Genomic DNA, 20,528 nt, shown 5'->3' with positions numbered 1-20,528 from the left:
GACTTGATTCCGCCGGTGCCGGCCGCATCTGCAAAAGCCACGCGCAAGCGCTATCCTTTAAGTCTCGCTTGTCCATTCCGGGCCTGCCCCGCCGGCCCGCTTACGATCCGAACCTAAGGAGGTTCACGTGCCCCGCAAAACCCCCATCGAGCGCTATCGCAATATCGGGATCAGCGCTCACATCGATGCCGGCAAGACCACGACGACCGAGCGCATCCTGTTTTACACCGGCGTGAGCCACAAGATCGGTGAAGTGCACGACGGCGCGGCCACGATGGACTGGATGGAGCAGGAGCAGGAACGCGGCATCACGATCACGTCGGCGGCGACCACGGCCTTCTGGAAAGGCATGGCCGGCAACTATCCGGAGCACCGGATCAACATCATCGATACGCCCGGGCACGTCGACTTCACGATCGAGGTCGAGCGCTCGATGCGCGTGCTCGATGGCGCGTGCATGGTTTACGACTCGGTCGGCGGCGTGCAGCCGCAGTCCGAAACCGTCTGGCGCCAGGCCAACAAATACAAGGTGCCGCGTATCGCGTTCGTCAACAAGATGGACCGCATCGGCGCCGATTTCTTCCGCGTGCAGCGGCAGATCGGCGAGCGCCTGAAAGGTGTCGCCGTGCCGATCCAGATTCCGATCGGCGCGGAAGATCATTTCCAGGGCGTCGTCGATCTCGTGAAGATGAAGGCGATCGTGTGGGACGACGAAAGCCAGGGCGTGAAGTTCACGTACGAGGACATCCCCGCGAACCTCGTCGAGCTCGCGCACGAATGGCGCGAAAAGATGGTCGAGGCCGCGGCGGAAGCGACCGAGGAACTGCTCGAGAAGTATCTGCACGACCATGAATCGCTGACCGAAGACGAGATCAAGGCCGCGCTGCGCAAGCGCACGATCGCGAACGAGATCGTGCCGATGCTGTGCGGCAGCGCGTTCAAGAACAAGGGCGTGCAGGCGATGCTCGACGCGGTGATCGATTACCTGCCGTCGCCGGTCGACGTGCCGGCGATCCTCGGCCACGACTTCGCCGATCCGGAAAAGCCGGCGGAACGTCATCCGAGCGACGACGAGCCGTTCTCGGCGCTCGCGTTCAAGATCATGACCGACCCGTTCGTCGGCCAGCTGATCTTCTTCCGCGTGTATTCGGGCGTCGTCGAATCCGGCGACACGGTGCTCAACGCGACCAAGGACAAGAAGGAACGGCTCGGCCGGATCCTGCAGATGCACGCGAACGAGCGCAAGGAAATCAAGGAAGTGCGCGCGGGCGACATCGCGGCGGCCGTCGGCCTGAAGGAAGCGACCACCGGCGACACGCTGTGCGATCCCGCGAAGCCGATCATCCTCGAGAAGATGGAATTCCCGGAACCGGTGATCTCGCAGGCCGTCGAGCCGAAGACGAAGGCCGACCAGGAAAAGATGGGCCTCGCGCTGAACCGCCTTGCGCAGGAAGATCCGTCGTTCCGCGTGCAGACCGACGAAGAGTCCGGCCAGACGATCATTTCGGGGATGGGCGAGCTTCACCTCGAAATCCTGGTCGACCGGATGAAGCGCGAATTCGGCGTCGAAGCAACGGTCGGCAAGCCGCAGGTCGCGTATCGCGAAACGGTGCGCACGACGGCGTCCGACATCGAGGGCAAGTTCGTCAAGCAGTCGGGTGGTCGCGGCCAGTACGGCCACGCGGTGATCACGCTCGAGCCGAACCCCGGCAAGGGCTACGAGTTCCTCGACGAGATCAAGGGCGGCGTGATTCCGCGCGAATTCATCCCGGCTGTCGACAAGGGCATCACCGAAACGCTGAAGAGCGGCGTGCTGGCAGGCTACCCGGTCGTCGACGTGAAGGTGCACCTGACGTTCGGCTCGTACCACGACGTCGACTCGAACGAAAACGCGTTCCGGATGGCCGGCTCGATGGCGTTCAAGGAAGCGATGCGCAAGGCGAAGCCCGTGCTGCTCGAGCCGATGATGGCCGTCGAGGTCGAGACGCCCGAGGAATTCATGGGCAACGTGATGGGCGACCTGTCGAGCCGACGCGGCATCGTGCAGGGGATGGAGGACATCGCGGGCGGGGGCGGCAAGCTCGTGCGCGCCGAAGTGCCGCTCGCGGAAATGTTCGGCTATTCGACGTCGCTGCGTTCGGCCACGCAGGGCCGCGCGACCTACACGATGGAGTTCAAGCACTACGCGGAAACACCGGCCAACGTATCGGAAGGCGTGATCAGCGCAAAAGTGAAGTGAGCGCGGGGCGATCTCTCGCCCCGTCGCATGCACGCAAAGGCCTGTCCGGAACCGGACGGGCCTTTTTTCATTCGGCGCGCGCAGCGCTCGCGGCTTTTTGTTCGACACGCCAGGCATTTTTTTCGCGTGCCACAATGCATCGCGATTCGTCAGATGGAACCCGCCCGATGCCGCCCACCCCTGCCCTGCGCCGACTGCTGATGCTCTACGCCGGCCTGATCGCCGCGAACGCCGCCGTCTGGCTGTGGGCGCTCGCGGTACTGCGCGATCATCCGCTGCTGCTCGGCACCGCGGCGATCGCTTATGGGCTCGGGCTGCGTCATGCAGTCGACGCCGACCACATCGCCGCGATCGACGTCGCGACGCGCAAGCTGATGCAGGAAGGCCAGCGTCCGGTGAGCGTCGGTCTGTTCTTCTCGCTCGGTCATTCGACGATCGTGATCGCAGCAACGCTCGGCATCGCGTTGACCGCGTTCGCGTTGCGCGACCGGTTCGATGCATTCCGCGAGATCGGCGGCACGATCGGCACGGCGGTATCGGCCAGCTTCCTGCTCGTGCTCGCATGCGTGAACCTGGTGATCCTGCGCGACGTGTGGCGGCGCTATCGCGGCACGCACGGGCACGCGCACGATGCCGCGCATGTGCATCGTCCTGCCGGGCTCGTGTCCCGGCTGCTGCGTCCGCTGTTCCGGTTCGTGTCGAAGAGCTGGCACATGTATCCGGTCGGCCTGCTGTTCGGGCTAGGTTTCGATACTGCAACCGAAATCGGCCTGCTCGCGATCGCCGCCGCACAGGCGAGCCAGGGGCTGCCGGTCTATACGGTCATGCTGTTTCCCGCGCTTTTCACCGCCGGCATGACGCTCATCGACTCGACCGACAACGTGCTGATGATTCACGCGTACGGCTGGGCGATGGACGATCCGCAGCGCAAGCTGCTCTACAACGCGAGCATCACGTTCGTGTCGGCGGCCGTCGCACTGGCGATCGGCGGGATCGAGGCGGCCGGCCTGCTGGCCGACAAGTTGTCGCTGACGGGCCCCGTGCGCGACGCGCTCGATGCGCTCGGCGAACGCTTCGGCTCGATCGGCTACGGCATCGTCGCACTGTTCCTCGTCTGCTGGATCGCGTCGATCCTGTTCCACCGCTGGCAGCGTGCGGCCGATGCGCCTGCGCGCTGAACTTAGCTCAGACGTTTCATTCCGGAAACAAAACTCCCCCAAAGACGTCGCATGCACCGTCGCGCGCCTGCGCGCGCCTTGCGCTACGGGCTCAAGCTGCCGGTGGCACGGATCTCGCAGATAGGGATTCGCAAGGCGGGCCCGCAGGCCGTTCTGCAATCGCGGCCGGCGTCCAGCGCCGGCCCGATGGCAATCGGCTTCAGACAGGACTACGAACCTTTACCGCCCCCCTGCACCACACGTAGATAGCCGCGCGGCGACGAGGCATCGCGCGCATGGGGAGGCCATGATGCTCAAGACGAAACAACCGTTCCGTACGCCGGGACGGCGCTATCGCGCAACCTTGCTCGCCGCGGCCGCATTCGCGTGCTGCTGCTCGTATGCCGTCGCACAAGACGCGACACCTGACTCCACGCCCGATGCAGTTGCCAGCGCGGACGCCATCATGATGCTGGTCGACGACGCTTCGCCGTGCGCAGCCAATCCGGCTGCGTGCGCGGTGCACGTCTTCGCCGGCGGGCATGTCGGCAGTAGCGGCGCGGGCTCGAACGGCAATGGCGGCGGCAGCCCGGGTAGCGGAAATGGCAATGGCGGCGGCAGCGGCAACAACGGGAACGGTGCCGTCGGACCTGCTGGCGTCGGCGGATCGACAAGCGGGACTTCCGGTGGCACGAGCGGCTCGGGTCGCGGAGGCAACGCGTCTGGCAACGGTGGTACGGGTGGAGGTTCTTCCGGGAGCGGCACCTCCGGGGGCGGTACTTCCGGTGGTGGCACTTCTGGGGGCGGCACTTCCGGGGGCGGCACTTCCGGGGGCGGCACTTCCGGTGGTGGCACTTCCGGTGGTGGCACTTCCGGTGGTGGCACTTCCGGGGGCGGTACTTCCGGTGGTGGCACTTCTGGGGGCGGTACTTCCGGTGGTGGCACTTCTGGGGGCGGTACTTCGGGCGGTGGCGGTCACGGCGGACATGGTGGCCACGGCGGTGGCGGTGGCGGTGGCGACGGTGACGGCGGTGGCCACGGCAACGGTGGCGGCCATGGCGACGGTGATGGCGGCGGTCACGGCAATGGTGGCGGCCATGGCGACGGTGATGGCGGCGGTCATGGCAACGGCGGTGGCCACGGCAACGGTGATGGCGGCAGTCACGGCAATGGTGGCGGCCATGGCGACGGCGATGGCGGCGGTCACGGCAACGGTGGCGGCCATGGCGACGGTGATGGCGGCGGTCACGGCAACGGTGGTGGCCACGGCAACGGTGACGGCGGCGGTCACGGCAACGGTGGTGGCCACGGCAACGGTGATGGCGGCGGTCATGGCAACGGCGGCGGTCACGGTAATGGCGGCGGTCACGGCAATGGAAACGGGAACGCCGGCGCCGGCAATGGCGGTGGCGCTGGCGGCAACGGTGGCCAAGGCGGTAGTGGCGGCAACGGCGGTTCGGGTAACGGCGGCGGTACTGGTGGCAACGGCGGCCACGGCAATGGCGGCGGCAACGGCAATGGACACGGGAATGCCGGCGCCGGCAATGGCGGAGCCAACGGCGTCGGCAATGGCCATGGCACCGGGAACGGCACTGGCGGCGGTCACGGCAACAGCGGATCGTCCGGAGGCAACCACTGACCGGCCGCGTTGCCCGGCCGGGTGTCGTCAGAGCATCTCGAGCGCGCGCTTGCTGCGTGGCGGACGGAAGTACGCGTCAAGCTGCGCGCGCTCGCCATCGCTGAACCTGAAATCGAGCGCAGCCCGGTTGTCGCGCACGTGTTCGACCCGCGACGCCTTCGGGATCGCGAACACCCCCGGCTGCGCGAGCACCCACGCGAGCGCGACGCGCATCACCGACACGCCGTGCCGCCGCGCGATCTCGTCGAGCGGCGAGCGCTTCGGCAATCGCCCGTGATCGACCGGGCTGTACGCCATCGCCGGCATCCGGTGCCCGGCAAGCCACGGCAGCAGGTCGAACTCCGGGCCGCGCCGCGCGATGTTGTAGAGGATCTGGTTGGTCGCGCATGCGCCACCGCCCGCGTCATCGACGAGTTCGGCCATGTCGGCCGTATCGAAGTTGCTGACACCCCAGTGACGGATCTTGCCCGCGCGCTGCAGCGCTTCAAAGCCTTCGACCGTCTCCTCGAGCGGCACCGAGCCGCGCCAGTGCAGCAGATACAGGTCGAGGCGATCGGTACGCAGGCGCTTGAGGCTCGCATCGCACGCGGCGACGACGCCACGCCGGCTCGCGTGGTGCGGATACACCTTGCTGACGAGGAACACGTCGTCGCGCAGGCCTGAGAGCGCCTCGCCAACCAGTTCCTCGGTCGCACCGTCGCCGTACATCTCGGCCGTATCGACCAGCGTCATCCCAAGCGCGATGCCTTCGCGCAGCGCGGCAATCTCGTCCGCGCGCCGGGCCGGCCGCTCGCCCATTTCCCACGTGCCCAGGCCAAGCTTCGGAATCGTCTCGCCGTCCGGCAGGACGACCGTGGCAATCGTGTCTGTCATGCGTTCCTCGTTGCGGATTCGTGGCCGCGTGCCGCGGCCCAGGCATGGAATACGACGCATCAGTGTAGTCAATCGGCGCGCAATTCACCTATTGCACGGCAAAAACCGGCTATAACGGCGCCACGTGATGACTTAGAATGGCCGCAACCTGATCGATACGCACTCCATGAAGGCATCCACGGACGACCGCTGGCAAGACCTGCGCCCCGACCCCGACAACGACACGCCGCTTTACCTGCAGCTCGCCCGCAAGCTCGGCGACGCGATCCACGACAACCGCTGGACGGCCGGTGAGGCATTGCCCTCCGAGCGCGTGCTGTCCGATGCGCTCGGCGTATCGCGCATCACCGCGCGCAAGGCGATCGCGCTGCTTGTCGAGCAGGGCCTGATTCGCCGCACGCAGGGCGCCGGCAACTTCATCCAGCCGCGCTACGAGGATCCGCTGTCGCGGCTGTCGAGCTTCAGCGAAATGCTCGAACGACGCGGCTTCAAGCCGAGCTCGCAATGGCTCGCACGCGAGATCCAGCCGGCAAACCGCGACGAGGTGATCCAGCTCGGGCTGTCGCCGGCCGCATCGGTCACGCGCCTGAAGCGCCTGCGCCTCGCCGACGGCATCGTGATGGCCGTCGAGAATTCGACGTTCCCCGCAACGCTGATCCCCGATCCGCAGGCGATCGGTGGTTCGCTGTACAGCTATCTCGAAGCACGCGGCACGCCGATCGTGCGCGCGCTGCAGCATTTCCGCGCGGTCAACGCGACCGACGAGATCGCCGAGCAGATGGGCATCGCACCGCACGACGCGCTGCTGCTGATCACGCGAATCGGCTATACGTCGGACCAGCGCGCGATCGAACTGACCGATACCTACTGCCGCAACGACTACTACGACTTCGTCGTCGAACTGCGCAAGTAACGCCAGCCGCCAGCCGCGCCGCCGGCGTTCACAGCCAGCGCGCGTCGTCGGTGCCGAGCGGCACGGGCGGGCGCGCAAGCGACGGCGGTGTGGCCGACAGCCGCTCGGCCGGCCGCACCACGTCGAGCATGCCGAACGGCGACACGATGCGCTCGATCCGGTCGCTTACGTCGGTGCGCGCGAAATCGGGCGCCAGCAAGCCGTCCGGCACGATGCCGAACGACTGCAGCCAGCGCCCCGTCTGCGCGAGCGACAACCGCACGTGCCAGCTTCCCCCTTCGCGGGTCCGGCGTGCCAGCGCGATCATCGCGCCGAACGCCGCGAGATAACCCGTTGCATGATCGAGCGCCTGGCACGGCAGGTGGCGTGGCCCGTCCGCGTGCGCGGCCCGCTGCTCCTGCCACGCGATCCCGCTCGCCGATTGCACGAGGCTGTCGAAGCCGCGCCGCTGCGCCCACGGCCCCGCGTGCCCGTACGCGGATATCGACACGTACACGATGCCGGGCCGGCGCGCCGCCAGCGCCTGCGGCCCGAAGCCGCGCGCGGCAAGCGCGCCGGGCCGGTACGACTGCAGGAACACATCCGCGTCGCGTGCGAGCGCGTACAGCGTATCGACGCCGGCCGCGTCGCGCAGGTCGATCCACGTCGAACGCTTGCCACGCCCGTTGTCGATCACGAGCGGCGCAATGTTCGGCAGATGCGGGCCGTTGACGAGCAGCGTCTGCGCGCCGTGCGACGCCAGCGTGCGGCCCGCGACCGGCCCCGCGATGATGCGCGTGATATCGAGCACGCGCACCCCTGCGAGCGGCTGGCCGGCTTCGCCGCGGCCGATCGGCTCCACCGGCGCGTCGCCGATCCGCTCGATCTCGAACAGCGGCAGCGACGCGATCGCGCACGCCTGCTCGTGTGACGCCCACTCGTCAGGTGTTCTGATCAATGCAGCGCACAGGCCGGCCTCGGCCAGCGCGGTATCGAGTGCCGTGCCCTCCCGCGTGCGGATCGCCGCGGCGACATCGTCCCGCTGCGCGCCGCAGCCGAGCACGTCGAGAATCCCGTGCAGGTGATGCGGGAAGTTCGCGTGCAACTGGATCCAGCGCCCGTCGCCCGTCTCGAAGAAGCCCGTCACCGGATGGCGCAACTCCGGCGGCGGGCCGTCGTCCACGCGCAGGTAGCGTTCGCTGCGGAACGCGACGAGCGCGTCGCGCACCGATACCTCGACCAATTGCGCGACGCCGGTACGAAGCCGGTGGCATTCGGCCGCCGCGAGCCCGGCTGCCGCGATCGTCGCCGCAGCCAGCGTGCCGACCCGGAAGGTCGACGGCAGCGTCGGGTCCTGCCCCGTCACGGTCGTGCGGGCCAGCGCGTCGGGGGCGCCGTGTGCGAGCCGCCACAGATGCGTCAACGCGAGTTCGGGTGTCATGGCGGGATGGACGGCGGGGGAGACAAGATCGAGTCTAGAATTCGCGACAGCCGCAAGCAATCCTGATTGCGCGAATCAGCACAACACGCATGGTCGCAGCGCGAACATGTTTCCTACGCCCCCGGCAGCAGCGGCCCGGATGACATGTCCCGGCGCGCAGGAAGCCACCGGCATCCCCGGTGCTGGCGTGAGCCCGTTCCATGCACGCGCGAACCGCGGCCTGCTGCGCTCGTTGCCGGAAGACGATACCAGGCACCGCTCAACCACGCGGACGCAGTGCGGCTGCTCGCGCGCCGCCGTGCCGACACGAACGCTCGCGCGGCGGCGCCGAACGTTCGCTCGGCCAGGGCGTGCCGAAGTCTGGCTCGCCGATCACGCAGATTGCCGCAGGCCGCCCGGCAGGCCGGATCGCGCACGCGCTCGAACAATCTGCGGACAGAAAGCCGATCCAGCCCGGGCGTGCTACGTCGGCAGCGATGCGGGCGCGTGACGCCGGCCTTCGCGCCAGGCGACGAGCGGCTGCCACCACGCCTGCGCGGCGCGCATGACCGGCACCTCGAGCGGACCGAACGCGAACGCCGCGCCGTGCGGCCCCGCACTGACCCACACGCGCATGCCGGGCATGAGCATCAGCGAATCGCCGGCGCCGAGCCAGTGATCGTCGGGCCGGCCCTCGATCGTCACCCAGACCTCGCCGTCGGCCACCTCCAGCGCGGTGCGATCGACGATCCGCCACCGTCCGGCGGGCTCGTCGCCATCGATCACGTAAAGTCGCAGTTCGCGCATGGCAGCCTCCTGGTCGCACGGGTCCGATGGCACCAGTATTCCGGACAGTGACAGCACACGGACAGATACGGCTGCAGACACTTTCGACTGAACTGTACTGGTCACTCGACGAGGACGGGCATCCGCCGGCCGGACTTTGCGCCGTCCTTGCGCCGAACCGGCACGAAGCGATGGCTTTCCCTACAATGTCGGCTGTCCCGCGCCACCACCCTGCCCTCATGTTCCAGCGCCCGCCTGCCGCCGCTCCCGGCGAAAAGAACCTCACCGTGATGCTCTGGCTCGTTGCGACGGGCTTCTTCATGCAGACCCTCGATTCGACGATCGTGAACACGGCGCTGCCGTCGATGGCTGCGAGCCTCGGCGAGTCGCCGCTGCGCATGCAGTCGGTCGTGATCGCGTACTCGCTGACGATGGCGGTGATGATCCCCGTGTCGGGCTGGCTCGCCGATACGTTCGGCACGCGGCGCGTGTTCTTCAGCGCGATCCTGGTGTTCTCGCTCGGCTCGCTGCTGTGCGCGAACGCGCATACGCTGACGCAGCTCGTCGCGTTCCGCGTCGTGCAGGGGGTCGGGGGCGCGATGCTGCTGCCGGTCGGGCGACTCGCGGTACTGCGCACGTTCCCGGCCGAACGCTACCTGCCCGCGCTGTCGTTCGTCGCGATTCCCGGCCTGATCGGCCCGCTGATCGGGCCCACGCTCGGCGGCTGGCTCGTGAAGATCGCGTCGTGGCACTGGATCTTCCTGATCAACGTGCCGGTCGGCGTCGCAGGCTGCGTCGCGACCTTCTATTCGATGCCCGATTCGCGCAACCCGGCGGTCGGCCGCTTCGACCTGAAGGGCTATCTGCTGCTGACGATCGGCATGGTCGCGATCTCGCTGTCGCTCGACGGGCTCGCCGATCTCGGGATGCAGCACGCGGCCGTGCTCGTGCTGCTGATCCTGAGCCTCGCGTGCTTCGTCGCGTACGGGCTGTATGCGGTGCGCGCGCCGCAACCGATCTTCTCGCTGGAGCTGTTCCGGATCCATACGTTCAGCGTCGGGCTGCTCGGCAACCTGTTCGCGCGGATCGGCAGCGGCGCGATGCCGTACCTGATCCCGCTGCTGCTGCAGGTGAGCCTCGGCTACTCGGCATTCGAGGCCGGGCTGATGATGCTGCCGGTGGCGGCGGCCGGGATGTTCTCGAAGCGGATCATCACGCGCCTGATCACGCGGCACGGCTATCGCAAGGTGCTGCTCGCGAACACCATCATGGTCGGCGTGATGATGGCGAGCTTCGCACTGATGCGCGACACGGTGCCCGTCTGGGTGAAGGTCGTGCATCTCGCGCTGTTCGGCGGCTTCAACTCGATGCAGTTCACCGCGATGAACACGCTGACGCTGAAGGATCTCGGCACGGGCGGCGCGAGCAGCGGCAACAGCCTGTTCTCGCTCGTGCAGATGCTGTCGATGAGCCTCGGCGTCACGGTCGCGGGCGCGCTGCTCGCGACGTTTACGGGCATGCTGCGCACCGTGACGCCGAGCAACACGCTGCCGGCGTTCCATGCAACATTCATCTGCGTCGGAATCATCACGGCCGCATCCGCGTGGATCTTCGCGCAGCTCGCGCCCGAGATCCGCAGCACCGCGCGCAAGACCGACCCGTCCGAGCGCGCGTGACGCGCGGCGCGCGCCGAACCGGGTCGGTGCGCACCATTGCGGTGCAGCGCGGCCCTGCGATGCGGCTGCGATGCCCGGCGGCTCGACCGCGACGCGCCGCCGCACGGGGTACGATGCCGTGCACGCTTCTTGCTCGCCTATTCTCTAGGTAAACTGGCAGTCTTCCTTCGGCCGACATCATGAGCATGATCGAAATCGATCCCCCCGGCTTTCAGCCGCCCCGCCCCGTCGCCGGCGACGACGGGAACCGGCGCACCGTGCTGTACGGCGGCTACACCGTATTCAGCGTGTTCCAGCCCGTTTTCTCGGTGTCGCACCGCCGCGCGATCGGCTATCACGCGTCGCTGCGTGCGCACGACGAGGAAAGCCGCCAGGTGGCGTCGCACGAAGTGTTCACGCAGGCGGCACGGCGCGGCGACCTGCTCGAGCTCGGCCGGCTCGCCGAATCGCTGCATCTCGGCAACTTCCACGCGTTCGACAGCCATGACGAATGGCTCTTCCTGAGCCTGCATCCGGCCGCGCTGATGGACACCGTCTACAGCGACGCCATGCTCGCGAACCTGAAGGCGCTCGGGCTGCCGCCGCATCGCGTGGTGCTCGAGGTGCCCGAGCAGGCGGGCGGCGAGACGCCGCGCTACGCGGCGATCGTCGACGGGCTGCGCAAGGCCGGCTTCCTGATCGCGCTCGTCGGGTTCGGTGCGAAGCATTCGAACATCGACCGCGTGTGGCACCTGCATCCCGACATCGTCACGCTCGACCGCGGCATCCTCGCGCAGGCGAGCGAGCACTCGCATCTCGAACGCGTGCTGCCGGGGCTCGTGTCGCTGCTGCACGAATCCGGCCAGCTCGTGCTGATGGGCGGGCTCGCGACCGAGCGCGACGCGCTGATCGCACTGGAGTGCGACGTCGATTTCGTGCAGGGCCAGTACTTCGCGGGGCCGAGCGTCGAACCGGTGCAGCCGCAGGCCGCTGCAGGCTGCATGGATACGCTGTCGGCCGCGTTGCGGCTGCGCGTCGCGGAACGCGAGCGCACGCAGGCGGAACGGCTTGCACCGTACGTCGCGGCGCTCGAGGAAGCGAGCCGCAAGCTCGGTGCGGGCGCGCCGCTCACCGACGCGGCAGCCGTCGTGCTCGGGCTGCCCGAGACAGCGCGCTGCTTCCTGCTCGACGCGTCGGGTCGCCAGATCGGCGACAACGTGCTCGCACGCGGCAGCGTATCGCAGCGCGCCAAGCGCTTCCGGCCGCTGCTGCACTCCGAAGGCGCGAGCTGGGAACGGCGCCCATACTTCATCGACGCGATGCGCGCACCGGGCCGCGTGCACCTGACACCGCCCTACCTGTCGATCAACGAGGCGCACCTGTGCGTGACCGCGTCGATCGCCGCGCCGGTCGCGACCGGCATGCAGGTGCTCTGCGTCGACATCAACTGGGAAGCGGCACTCAACCGCGAATGAGCGCGCCGTGGCGCCGCGCTCACGCGGCGGCGGCCTTGCGCACGATCAGCCGGTGCACGCGCTTGCCGGACGACGCGCTGACGACCTCGTGCTCGTCGATCACCTGCGTGCCCGCGCCGAGCGCCGCCCGCATCCGCGCCGAATCGAGCGGCGTGTAGAGGCGGCCGCGCTCGTCGCGCAACGCGCCGTTTCCGGCCACCCGCCAGCTCAGGTACAACGTGCCGCCCGGCATCAGGAGCTCGGCCAGCCGCGTGGCGGCGGCCGCCGCGTCCGCCTGTTCGAGATGCATGACGACCGTTTCGCACAGCACGTTGCGAAACGCGCCGGCCGGCACGCCGGCCAACATCGGCAGCGCGGCCAGTTCGAAGGTCAGGTCCGGATGGCGGCGCCGCGCCTCGTCGAGCAGCGCGGCGCTCGCGTCGTAGCCGCGCACGTCGAAGCCGCGCGACGCGAGCCACGCCGTATCGCGCCCGGCTCCGCAGCCGACGTCCGCGGTCGGCCCCGGCGAGAAATGCTGCTCCAGCAGCGCGTACATGTCGTCGTGCGCAGCCTGGTCGAGCCAGTCCTGCGCGAATTGCGCGGCATGGGCGTCGTAGGCGTCGAGAGTCGGGCGATCCACCATGGTGACAGCTCCGCAGAGGCGTCGTATGACGCACCCCGCATCTTAGCCCTTGCACACCCCGTGCGGCATCACGGACGCTCACTCTGTGCGACGGGTTGCGCCCCCCCCTATGCGGCCCGCACGTCGCCCGCGCGCGACAACTGCGCGCTCAGCTCGGCCCACAGCGCATCGCCGCGCCACGCCGGGCGCGCCGCCGCGCGTTCCGCGTCGTGCACGAGCGCGCACAGTCGCGCATTGACGGGCGCCTGCGCGCCGAAGTGCGCGGCCAGCCGCACGACCTCGCCGTTGATCCACTCGACTTCCGTCGCACGCTGCGCCGCGAGATCGTCGGACATCGACGAACGCGCGAGCGGGTCGATCGCGAGCATCCGGCCGCCGAGCACGCGGAACGCGGCATCGGGCAAGTCGAGTACGGCCGGGATCCACGCGGCCGGCAACGGCGTCAACCGCGCGGGCCGGATCGCGGCCAGCGCCAGCCAGTGCAGCGCTTCGCGCTGCGCAAGCGCGACGCAGCGCCGGTACGCACGTTGCGCGAGTTCGTCGCGCAGCGCCAGGTTCGCGAGCGCGTTGACCGCGTTGTTCAGGTTGAGCAGCAGCTTCGCCCATTGCACGGCCCGCATGTCGCGATGCAGCGCGAGCGGCAGCCCGGCGCGCGCGAATGCGCCGGCGAACGGCTGCAGCGCGGGGGACGCGTCGGCCGCCAGCGCGCCGGCCGAGCCCTGGTGAAACGCACCGGGCCCGCGCTCGATCACGTTGAACGGCACCATGCCGGCCAGCACGGTCGCCTGCGGCAGCGCCTCGCGCAACACGTCGGCGTTGTGCAGGCCGTTCTGGAAGCTGATCACGACCGTACCGGGCCGCAGCACGCCGGCGAGCTGCGCCGCGGCGTCATGCGTCGCGACCGATTTCACCGCCACGAGCACGAGCCGCGCGGCCGCCGCAGCCGCCGGATCGATCGTGAATACGACATCGGCCGGGGCGAGCGTCGCGCGATAGCCGCTCTGGTCGGTCAGCGTCAGCCCGTACCGATGAATTGCGTCGCCGATCCGTGCGCGGCCGACGAGCGTCACATTCGCGCCGGCCGCCACGAGCCGTCCGCCGAGATAGCAGCCGACTGTGCCCGCGCCGAACACGCAGACCGGTGCTTCAGACATGCGAATGCGCGCCACCGTGCACGGGACCGGCCCGCCGCTCGACTTCGCGGCGCACGTCGCCGCGCAGCCCCGCGAAGAACGCGACCTCGGCGACGACAAACAGCGGCCCGATCATCAACCCGACCAGATCGTCGACGAATGCGGGCTTGCGCCCTTCGAACCAGTGCCCGACGAACTGGACGATCCAGCCGACGACGAATGCGCCGATGCCGATCGCGAGCCATTGCGCGGTCGGCAGCAACGCCAGCGCTTGCGCGGCCCACAGGCCCAGTGCGAGCAGCGCGGTCATCACGATCCCGAACCGCAGGTCGAGCCGCAGGTAGAACAGCGCGAACGCGACGGCCAGCAGCAGCGCCGGCGACAGCGCAATGCCGGCCAGCATCCCGAGCGCCGGCCGCGACAGCAGCACCTCGACCGCGAATACGATCATCGGGATCCCGACCAGATGCGTCGCGATGTTGCGCGCGTCGCGGTGGTAGGCCGCATACTGGGAAAGATGGTCTTCGAGCGTCTTCATCGCGTCTCCTGGTCGGTGGTTGAGCGCTATGATGCGCGTCACGCCCGAGAACCTCTGTCAACTACCCGACATCGCGTGCCCATGCCCTCCTCGCTCGCCCCGTACCTGCCGCAGATCGAAGCGAACCCGTGGTTCGCCGCACTGCCGCCCGCGTTGCGCGCGGACCTGCTCGCCCACGCGGCGCTGCGCCGGCTGCCGGCCGGCCATGCGCTGTTCCGGCGCGGCGACCCGCCGTGCGGGCTGTACGCGGTACTGACCGGTTCACTCACGATAGGTGCGGTCGACGCGCAGGGCAAGGAAGCGCTGCTGACGGTGGCCGAGCCTGTCACCTGGTTCGGTGAAATCGCGCTATTCGACGGCCAGCCGCGCACACACGATGCGATCGCACTCGACGACGCGCTGCTGCTGCACATCCCGCAGGCCGCGCTGCTCGTGATCCTCGACGCGACGCCGCAATACTGGCGGCAATTCGCGCTGCTGATGGCGCAGAAGCTGCGCCTGAGCTTCCTGACCGTCGAATCGATGAGCGTGATGCCGGCCGCGCAGCGGCTCGCTGCCCGCCTGCTGATGATCGCCGACGGCTACGGCGGGATCAGCGCCGGCCGCACCCGCATCCGGCTGTCGCAGGAAAAGCTCGCGGCCATGCTGTCGCTCACGCGGCAGACCACCAACCAGTTGCTGAAGGCGCTGCAGGCCGACGGCGTCGTACGGCTGCACGTCGGCGAGATCGAGCTCGTCGACATCGACGCGCTGCGGCATGCGAGCGGGTTGCCCGACGGCGCGCGCTGAGCCCCGGCGCGACCATCGCGCAGCCTCCCCGCCGTCACCGCGTTGCGCTATCGTGGCGGCTCGTCCGTCCACCTGCCCTCACCGCCTTGAGCACATCGACCGCCTCCCCTTCCTCCCGCCACCCTTGGCCAGTGTTCGTCGCGTTCCTGCGGCTCGGCCTCACCTCGTTCGGCGGCCCGGTCGCGCATCTCGGCTACTTCCGCACCGAATTCGTCACGCGGCGCCGCTGGCTCACCGAGCGCACGTACGCGGATCTCGTCGGGCTGTGCCAGTTCCTGCCGGGGCCTGCGAGCAGCCAGGTCGGGATGGCGATCGGCCTCGCGCGCGCCGGCTACGCGGGCATGTTCGCCGCGTGGCTCGGCTTCACGCTGCCGTCGGCGCTGCTGATGATGTTGTTCGCACTCGGTGTGCACGCGACAGGGGCGCCGATCGAAGCCGGTGCATTGCACGGGCTGCGCATCGTGTCGGTCGCCGTGATCGCGCAAGCGGTGTGGGGCATGGCACGTACGCTGTGCCCGGATGCGCGCCGCGTCACGCTGATGGCCGCGGCCGCCTGCGTCGCGCTGCTCGCGCCGGCCGCGTGGGCGCAGGTTGCCGTGATCGTCGGGGCCGGACTGGTCGGCCTCGTGCTGCTGCCGCAGCCGGCGCGCGACGCCCACGATCCGTTGCCGCTGCACGTGTCGCCTCGCGCGGGCGTGCTGTGGCTCGCGGTGTTCGCCGCGCTCCTCGTCGTACTGCCGTTTGCGGCCCGCGCGCTGCGCTCCGACACGCTCGCCGTCGTCGATGCGTTCTTCCGCACGGGCGCGCTCGTATTCGGCGGCGGGCACGTGGTGCTGCCGCTGCTGCAGGCGGCCGTGGTCGCGCCCGGCTGGGTCGGCGATGCGGCGTTCCTGGCCGGGTATGGCGTCGCGCAGGCCGTACCGGGGCCGCTGTTCACGTTCTCGGCATTCCTCGGCGCGTCGCTGCGCAACGCGCCGAACGGCTGGCTCGGCGGCACGATCGCGCTCGTGTCGATCTTCGCGCCGTCGTTCCTGCTGGTGGCCGGCACCGCGCCGTTCTGGGAGCGCCTGCGCCGCAGCACGCGGATGCAGGCCGCGCTCGCGGGCGTGAACGCCGCTGTCGTCGGACTGCTGCTCGCCGCGCTCTATCACCCGGTCTGGACCGACACGATCGTGGCGCCGCGCGATCTGGCCGCCGCGCTCGTCGCATTCGTCGCGCTGGTGTTCTGGCGCCTGCCGCCGTGGGCCGTCGTGATCGCGAGCGCGGCGCTCGGCTGGGGGCTCGGCATGCTGGCCTGACCGCGCACGCGCAGCCTGTTCCAGTGAGCCAAAAACAAAAAAGCCCTCGTTTCGAGGGCTTTTTTGCTGGTTGCCGCGCGCCGTAGCGGCGCGCAGGCGCCGGACCTTACGCGAAGTTCTTCGCTGCGAAGTCCCAGTTCACGATGTTCCAGAACGCTTCGACGAACTTCGGGCGTGCGTTGCGGTAGTCGATGTAGTACGCGTGTTCCCACACGTCGATCGTCAGCAGTGCCTTGTCTGCGGTCGTCAGCGGCGTTGCTGCGTTGCTCGTCGACACGATGTCGAGCGAACCGTCAGCCTTCTTCACGAGCCATGCCCAGCCCGAACCGAACGTGCCGACTGCAGCCTTCGTGAACGCTTCCTTGAATGCGTCGTACGAACCCCACTTTGCGTTGATCGCGTCGCCCAGCGCGCCCGTCGGTGCGCCGCCGCCGTTCGGCGACAGGCTGTTCCAGAAGAACGTGTGGTTCCAGATTTGCGCGGCGTTGTTGAAGATGCCGCCCGACGACTTCTTCACGATCTCTTCCAGCGACAGGTTTTCGAATTCCGTGCCCGGGATCAGATTGTTCAGGTTCGTCACATAAGCCTGATGATGCTTGCCGTAGTGGTACTGGATCGTCTCGAGCGAGATGGTCGGCGCGAGTGCGTCTTCAGCGTACGGGAGCGGCGGGAGCGTATGAGCCATGGCGATTCCTTCGTTGAGTATGTAGGGAGGCTGTGTTGGATGCTGCCGAGCGTCCGATTGTAGGCGAGGACGAATAACCCCGCAAACTCACGGGCCATTTATCCGCGGTATGCGGAAAAGCGATGTTGGCGCATCATCCGGCAGGACGAGCCAGCGAGGCGCAGCATCCGTTCCCGTACACGATGCGTCCGTTGCGGCGGCCGGCGTGCCGCTCGCGCCGCTTACATCAGATCGTATCGGTCAGCCGCGGCTGCACGTCGGCGAGCGACACGTCGGCCGAGCCTTCCGCAAGATGCACGGTCAGGCGGCGCTGCGGCTTCAGCGCGTTCGGCGTGCGCACCGCGCGGCCCGTCTGTGTATCGATCAGCGCCGCATAGCCGCGCTCGAGCGTGCGCTGCGGGCTCAACACCTCGAGCCTTGCCGCACAGGCTGACACGCGAGCCGTGTCGCGTTCGTGACGGCGCTGCAAGGCCAGCGCAAGACGCTGCGACAGCCCCGCGAGCGCCTGGCGCGCCTGCGACGGATCGGGCCGCGCGCGCTGCCAGCGCAGTTGCGCGAGCGCGAAACGCGCGCGCGCGTCGCGCACCGGCCGCGACGCCGCCGACGCAAGCCGCACCGCGAGCTGCTCGACGTGCGTGCGCTGCCGCTGCAGCCGCTCGGCCGGGCTCACCAGCCGGCGGGCGAGCCAGTCGAGCTGCTGCGCGCGCTGTTCGAGCCGGCGTTCCATGCCGCGCGCGAGCGCACGCTGGCGCTCGCCGACCTCGCGCAGCAGCAGCGCACGCTGCGGGCTCGCGAGCTCGGCCGCGCCGGTCGGCGTCGGCGCACGCACGTCGGCCGCGAAGTCCGCGATCGTGAAATCGGTTTCGTGCCCGACGCCGCTGACGACCGGCAATTCGCTCGCCGCGATCGCGCGCGCCAGCGCCTCGTCATTGAACGACCACAGATCCTCGATCGAGCCGCCGCCGCGACAGACCAGCAGCACGTCCACCTCGCGGCGTGCATTCGCGGTCTCGACGGCCGTGACGAGCTTTTCCGCGGAACCGGCGCCCTGCACCGGCGCCGGATAGACGATCACCGGGATGTGCGGCGCGCGGCGGGCAAGCGTGGTCAGCACGTCGCGCAGCGCGGCTGCCTGCAGCGACGTGACGATGCCGATCGCGCGCGGGTGGGCCGGCAGCGGCCGCTTGCGCTCGGGCGCGAAGAGCCCCTCGCTCTCGAGCTGCGCCTTCAGCCGCAGGAATGCCTCGTACAGGCGCCCCTGCCCGGTGCGCCGCACGGCTTCGACGTTGAGCTGCACTTCGCCGCGCGGCTCGTACATCGTGACAACCGCGCGCACCTCGATGCGGTCGCCTTCGCGCGGCGTGAATTCCGCGTATTGCGCACGGCCGCGGAACATCACGCAGCGCATCTGCGCCTGCTGGTCCTTGATCGAGAAATACCAGTGGCCGCTCGCGGCGCGCGTGAAATTCGACACTTCGCCCGAAATCCACAGCAGCGGAAACGAGCGCTCGAGCATCGTCGATATCGCGCGATTGAGCGCCGAAACGGGTATCACTTCGTCGCCGCCGCGGGTCGCGCCCGGTGCGGCAAATGGGGAGTCGGAAGGCATGGACGGTCGGATGAATGCTGGCGGCGACACGATAGTCCGACACGCGCGCGACGTCCAGCGCCGGGCGCATGCACCGCGACGCGTGGAAGGTGTCCACACTTTGGCAATCGTCGGTCTAAAACGCGTGAAAACCGTGAAAAACCCCAGACAATTCGCAGTAACACATTGATTTTTATATATTTTTAAAGCTTTCGGAATGATTCTCATCCGATTCGAGGCCCACCCGGCGGGCGTTTGACGCCATCGAGAGCGGAGTTCTTCACAGAGTTATCCACAAGCCGTCGCGATCCGTCCCCGCGGACTGCGCCGGCCGGTCGAGCTTGCCGCGCCCGCCCGCGGCGCGCTAGAGTGCCGCCTTCCGCAGACCCCGCGGCTCGCGCCGCCCAACGGAGAATCCGCCTTGACGAATCCGTCCCACGCCGCGGCGCACGACGTGCCGCGCCCGGCCCGATGAGCGCGCCCGACGGCCCGCTTGCCCGGCTCGAAGCGCGCCTGACACGCGAATGGCAGCGCCGCGGCGCGCTCGCGTGGGCGCTCACGCCGTTCGCATGCGTGTTCGGCCTGTGTGCGGCGCTGCGGCGCACCGCCTACGCACAGGGCTGGAAGAAGCCGGTCGACGTCGGCGTGCCCGTCGTCGTGGTCGGAAACGTGACCGTCGGCGGCACCGGCAAGACGCCGACGGTGATCGCCCTCGTCGACGCGTTGCGGGCGGCCGGCTTCACGCCCGGCATCGTGTCGCGCGGCTACGGCGCGAACGTGAAGGTGCCGACCGCCGTCACGCCCGCGTCGCGCGCCAGCGTGGGCGGCGACGAACCGCTCCTGATCGCACGCCGCACCGGCGCACCCGTCTGGGTATGCCCCGATCGCGTCGCGGCCGCGCAGGCGCTGCGCGCCGCGCACCCGGACGTCGACGTGATCGTCAGCGACGACGGCCTGCAGCACTACCGCCTCGCGCGCACGGTCGAACTCGTCGTGTTCGACCACCGGCTCGGCGGCAACGGCTTCCTGCTGCCGGCCGGGCCGTTGCGCGAGCCGCTGTCGCGGCACCGCGATGCCACGCTCGTCAACGATCCGTACAGCGGCGCGCTGCCGCCGTGGCCCGACACCTATTCGCTCGCGCTCACGCCGGGCGCCGCGTGGCACCTCGACCAGCCCGCGCTGCGCCGCCCGCTGTCGCAATTCGCGAACGAGCGCGTGCTCGCCGCGGCCGGCATCGGCGCGCCGGAACGCTTCTTCGCGACGCTGCGCGCGGCCGGTCTCACGCCCGCGACGCGCGCGCTGCCCGACCACTATGCGTTCGCCGACAATCCATTCGTCGACGATGCCGTCGATGCGATCCTGATCACCGAGAAGGATGCAGTAAAATTGGGCGCTTCCTGGCGCGACGCTCGACTGTGGGTCGTCCCCGTCGAAGCCGCGCTCGACCCTCGCCTCATTGCCCTCGTTGTGGAGAAACTCCGTGGACGCTCGCCTGCTTGAAATCCTTGTGTGCCCTATCTGCAAAGGCCCGCTCCACTATGACCGTGCCGCGCAGGAACTGATCTGCAACGCGGACAAGCTCGCCTACCCGATCCGCGACGGCATCCCCGTGATGCTGGTCGACGAAGCGCGCCAGACCGTCGAAGGCACGCCGGTCGACCCGGCCGGCCGCTAAGCCGCCCGGCCCGAGCCGCGGCCCATCCGCGGCCAGGGTGCCGAACCCCGCCGGGCGACCCGTG

At 69.0% G+C, this 20,528-nt stretch carries 18 protein-coding genes; 10 read left to right on the top strand and 8 right to left on the bottom strand.

The window, feature by feature from the left end:
• Positions 1-127: 127 nt before the first annotated feature.
• The 3 genes from fusA to B7G54_RS39805 all read left to right on the top strand — a co-directional run bounded on the left by fusA (position 128) and on the right by B7G54_RS39805 (position 5,035).
• Entirely contained in the window at positions 128-2,239 is a 2,112-nt protein-coding gene (gene fusA / locus B7G54_RS22495) for an elongation factor G (RefSeq protein ID WP_085041093.1), read from the top strand.
• Positions 2,240-2,406: 167 nt separating this feature from the next.
• A complete protein-coding gene (locus B7G54_RS22490; RefSeq protein ID WP_175130493.1) occupies positions 2,407-3,417 on the top strand; it encodes a HoxN/HupN/NixA family nickel/cobalt transporter in 1,011 nt (336 codons plus the stop codon).
• A gap of 289 nt (positions 3,418-3,706) precedes the next feature.
• Positions 3,707-5,035 carry a hypothetical protein gene (locus B7G54_RS39805; protein ID WP_085041212.1) on the top strand — a complete coding sequence of 443 codons (1,329 nt, stop codon included), beginning with the start codon at positions 3,707-3,709 and terminating at the stop codon, positions 5,033-5,035.
• A gap of 27 nt (positions 5,036-5,062) precedes the next feature.
• Here the strand turns inward: B7G54_RS39805 and B7G54_RS22480 are convergent, their stop codons facing one another.
• Positions 5,063-5,908 (bottom strand): aldo/keto reductase, encoded by an 846-nt coding sequence (locus B7G54_RS22480; protein ID WP_085041091.1) that lies wholly within the window; start codon positions 5,906-5,908, stop codon positions 5,063-5,065.
• A 166-nt stretch (positions 5,909-6,074) separates the two neighbouring features.
• Here B7G54_RS22480 and B7G54_RS22475 point away from each other — a divergent pair, with 166 nt between their 5' ends.
• Positions 6,075-6,821 (top strand): GntR family transcriptional regulator, encoded by a 747-nt coding sequence (locus B7G54_RS22475; protein ID WP_011352976.1) that lies wholly within the window; start codon positions 6,075-6,077, stop codon positions 6,819-6,821.
• 28 nt (positions 6,822-6,849) lie between these two features.
• Here B7G54_RS22475 and B7G54_RS22470 read toward each other — a convergent pair whose 3' ends face one another.
• Both B7G54_RS22470 and B7G54_RS22465 read right to left on the bottom strand, forming a co-directional pair.
• Entirely contained in the window at positions 6,850-8,241 is a 1,392-nt protein-coding gene (locus tag B7G54_RS22470; RefSeq protein WP_085041090.1) for a CoA transferase, read from the bottom strand.
• Between the two features lie 462 nt (positions 8,242-8,703).
• A complete protein-coding gene (locus B7G54_RS22465; protein WP_085041089.1) occupies positions 8,704-9,027 on the bottom strand; it encodes a DUF2917 domain-containing protein in 324 nt (107 codons plus the stop codon).
• A 218-nt stretch (positions 9,028-9,245) separates the two neighbouring features.
• Between B7G54_RS22465 and mdtD the strand changes: the two genes are divergently transcribed.
• Together mdtD and B7G54_RS22450 are read left to right on the top strand one after the other, a co-directional pair.
• Entirely contained in the window at positions 9,246-10,682 is a 1,437-nt protein-coding gene (gene mdtD, locus B7G54_RS22455; RefSeq protein ID WP_085041088.1) for a multidrug transporter subunit MdtD, read from the top strand.
• A gap of 179 nt (positions 10,683-10,861) precedes the next feature.
• Positions 10,862-12,136 (top strand): EAL domain-containing protein, encoded by a 1,275-nt coding sequence (locus B7G54_RS22450; protein ID WP_085041087.1) that lies wholly within the window; start codon positions 10,862-10,864, stop codon positions 12,134-12,136.
• A gap of 19 nt (positions 12,137-12,155) precedes the next feature.
• Here the strand turns inward: B7G54_RS22450 and B7G54_RS22445 are convergent, their stop codons facing one another.
• From B7G54_RS22445 to B7G54_RS22435, 3 genes are all read right to left on the bottom strand, one after another.
• Positions 12,156-12,758: a class I SAM-dependent methyltransferase gene (locus tag B7G54_RS22445; protein WP_085041086.1), complete on the bottom strand. Its 603-nt coding sequence runs from the start codon at positions 12,756-12,758 to the stop codon at positions 12,156-12,158.
• 107 nt (positions 12,759-12,865) lie between these two features.
• On the bottom strand, positions 12,866-13,912 hold the full coding sequence (locus tag B7G54_RS22440; protein WP_085041211.1) for a 2-dehydropantoate 2-reductase: 1,047 nt from the start codon (positions 13,910-13,912) through the stop codon (positions 12,866-12,868).
• A complete protein-coding gene (locus tag B7G54_RS22435; RefSeq protein WP_085041085.1) occupies positions 13,905-14,429 on the bottom strand; it encodes an Mpo1 family 2-hydroxy fatty acid dioxygenase in 525 nt (174 codons plus the stop codon). The genes B7G54_RS22440 and B7G54_RS22435 overlap by 8 nt, the downstream gene beginning before the upstream one ends.
• Before the next feature lie 81 nt (positions 14,430-14,510).
• On the opposite strand from B7G54_RS22435, the gene B7G54_RS22430 reads away from it, so the two are divergent.
• Together B7G54_RS22430 and chrA are read left to right on the top strand one after the other, a co-directional pair.
• A complete protein-coding gene (locus B7G54_RS22430; RefSeq protein ID WP_085041084.1) occupies positions 14,511-15,218 on the top strand; it encodes a Crp/Fnr family transcriptional regulator in 708 nt (235 codons plus the stop codon).
• Between the two features lie 86 nt (positions 15,219-15,304).
• Entirely contained in the window at positions 15,305-16,516 is a 1,212-nt protein-coding gene (chrA, locus tag B7G54_RS22425; RefSeq protein WP_085041083.1) for a chromate efflux transporter, read from the top strand.
• A gap of 106 nt (positions 16,517-16,622) precedes the next feature.
• Here chrA and sodB read toward each other — a convergent pair whose 3' ends face one another.
• Both sodB and xseA read right to left on the bottom strand, forming a co-directional pair.
• The gene (gene sodB, locus B7G54_RS22420) at positions 16,623-17,201 is read right to left on the bottom strand and encodes a superoxide dismutase [Fe] (protein ID WP_011352986.1); all 579 of its coding nucleotides are present in this window, start codon (positions 17,199-17,201) and stop codon (positions 16,623-16,625) included.
• 226 nt (positions 17,202-17,427) lie between these two features.
• Positions 17,428-18,810: an exodeoxyribonuclease VII large subunit gene (xseA, locus tag B7G54_RS22415; RefSeq protein ID WP_085041082.1), complete on the bottom strand. Its 1,383-nt coding sequence runs from the start codon at positions 18,808-18,810 to the stop codon at positions 17,428-17,430.
• 450 nt (positions 18,811-19,260) lie between these two features.
• Here xseA and lpxK point away from each other — a divergent pair, with 450 nt between their 5' ends.
• Positions 19,261-20,289, top strand: a complete 1,029-nt coding sequence (gene lpxK, locus B7G54_RS22410) for a tetraacyldisaccharide 4'-kinase (RefSeq protein ID WP_085041081.1) — start codon at positions 19,261-19,263, stop codon at positions 20,287-20,289.
• Positions 20,270-20,464, top strand: coding sequence for a Trm112 family protein (locus tag B7G54_RS22405; protein WP_010090898.1), 195 nt, complete (start codon positions 20,270-20,272; stop codon positions 20,462-20,464). The genes lpxK and B7G54_RS22405 overlap by 20 nt, the downstream gene beginning before the upstream one ends.
• Positions 20,465-20,528: the final 64 nt, after the last annotated feature.

Origin of the sequence: Burkholderia puraquae, assembly GCF_002099195.1 — a bacterium.
In the GTDB taxonomy this organism is placed as follows: Bacteria; Pseudomonadota; Gammaproteobacteria; order Burkholderiales; family Burkholderiaceae; genus Burkholderia; species Burkholderia puraquae.
The sequence above is the reverse complement of the archived record's forward strand: the minus strand, read 5'-3'. Positions and strand labels throughout refer to the sequence as shown.

Bases quoted from the DNA above. Each gene is read 5' to 3' on its own strand.
- B7G54_RS22490 (WP_175130493.1), top strand. From the start codon at position 2,407: ATGCCGCCCACCCCTGCCCTGCGCCGACTGCTGATGCTCTACGCCGGC.
- B7G54_RS39805 (WP_085041212.1), top strand. From the start codon at position 3,707: ATGCTCAAGACGAAACAACCGTTCCGTACGCCGGGACGGCGCTATCGC.
- B7G54_RS22480 (WP_085041091.1), bottom strand. From the start codon at position 5,908: ATGACAGACACGATTGCCACGGTCGTCCTGCCGGACGGCGAGACGATT.
- B7G54_RS22475 (WP_011352976.1), top strand. From the start codon at position 6,075: ATGAAGGCATCCACGGACGACCGCTGGCAAGACCTGCGCCCCGACCCC.
- B7G54_RS22470 (WP_085041090.1), bottom strand. From the start codon at position 8,241: ATGACACCCGAACTCGCGTTGACGCATCTGTGGCGGCTCGCACACGGC.
- B7G54_RS22465 (WP_085041089.1), bottom strand. From the start codon at position 9,027: ATGCGCGAACTGCGACTTTACGTGATCGATGGCGACGAGCCCGCCGGA.
- mdtD (WP_085041088.1), top strand. From the start codon at position 9,246: ATGTTCCAGCGCCCGCCTGCCGCCGCTCCCGGCGAAAAGAACCTCACC.
- B7G54_RS22450 (WP_085041087.1), top strand. From the start codon at position 10,862: ATGAGCATGATCGAAATCGATCCCCCCGGCTTTCAGCCGCCCCGCCCC.
- B7G54_RS22445 (WP_085041086.1), bottom strand. From the start codon at position 12,758: ATGGTGGATCGCCCGACTCTCGACGCCTACGACGCCCATGCCGCGCAA.
- B7G54_RS22440 (WP_085041211.1), bottom strand. From the start codon at position 13,912: ATGTCTGAAGCACCGGTCTGCGTGTTCGGCGCGGGCACAGTCGGCTGC.
- B7G54_RS22435 (WP_085041085.1), bottom strand. From the start codon at position 14,429: ATGAAGACGCTCGAAGACCATCTTTCCCAGTATGCGGCCTACCACCGC.
- B7G54_RS22430 (WP_085041084.1), top strand. From the start codon at position 14,511: ATGCCCTCCTCGCTCGCCCCGTACCTGCCGCAGATCGAAGCGAACCCG.
- sodB (WP_011352986.1), bottom strand. From the start codon at position 17,201: ATGGCTCATACGCTCCCGCCGCTCCCGTACGCTGAAGACGCACTCGCG.
- xseA (WP_085041082.1), bottom strand. From the start codon at position 18,810: ATGCCTTCCGACTCCCCATTTGCCGCACCGGGCGCGACCCGCGGCGGC.
- lpxK (WP_085041081.1), top strand. From the start codon at position 19,261: ATGAGCGCGCCCGACGGCCCGCTTGCCCGGCTCGAAGCGCGCCTGACA.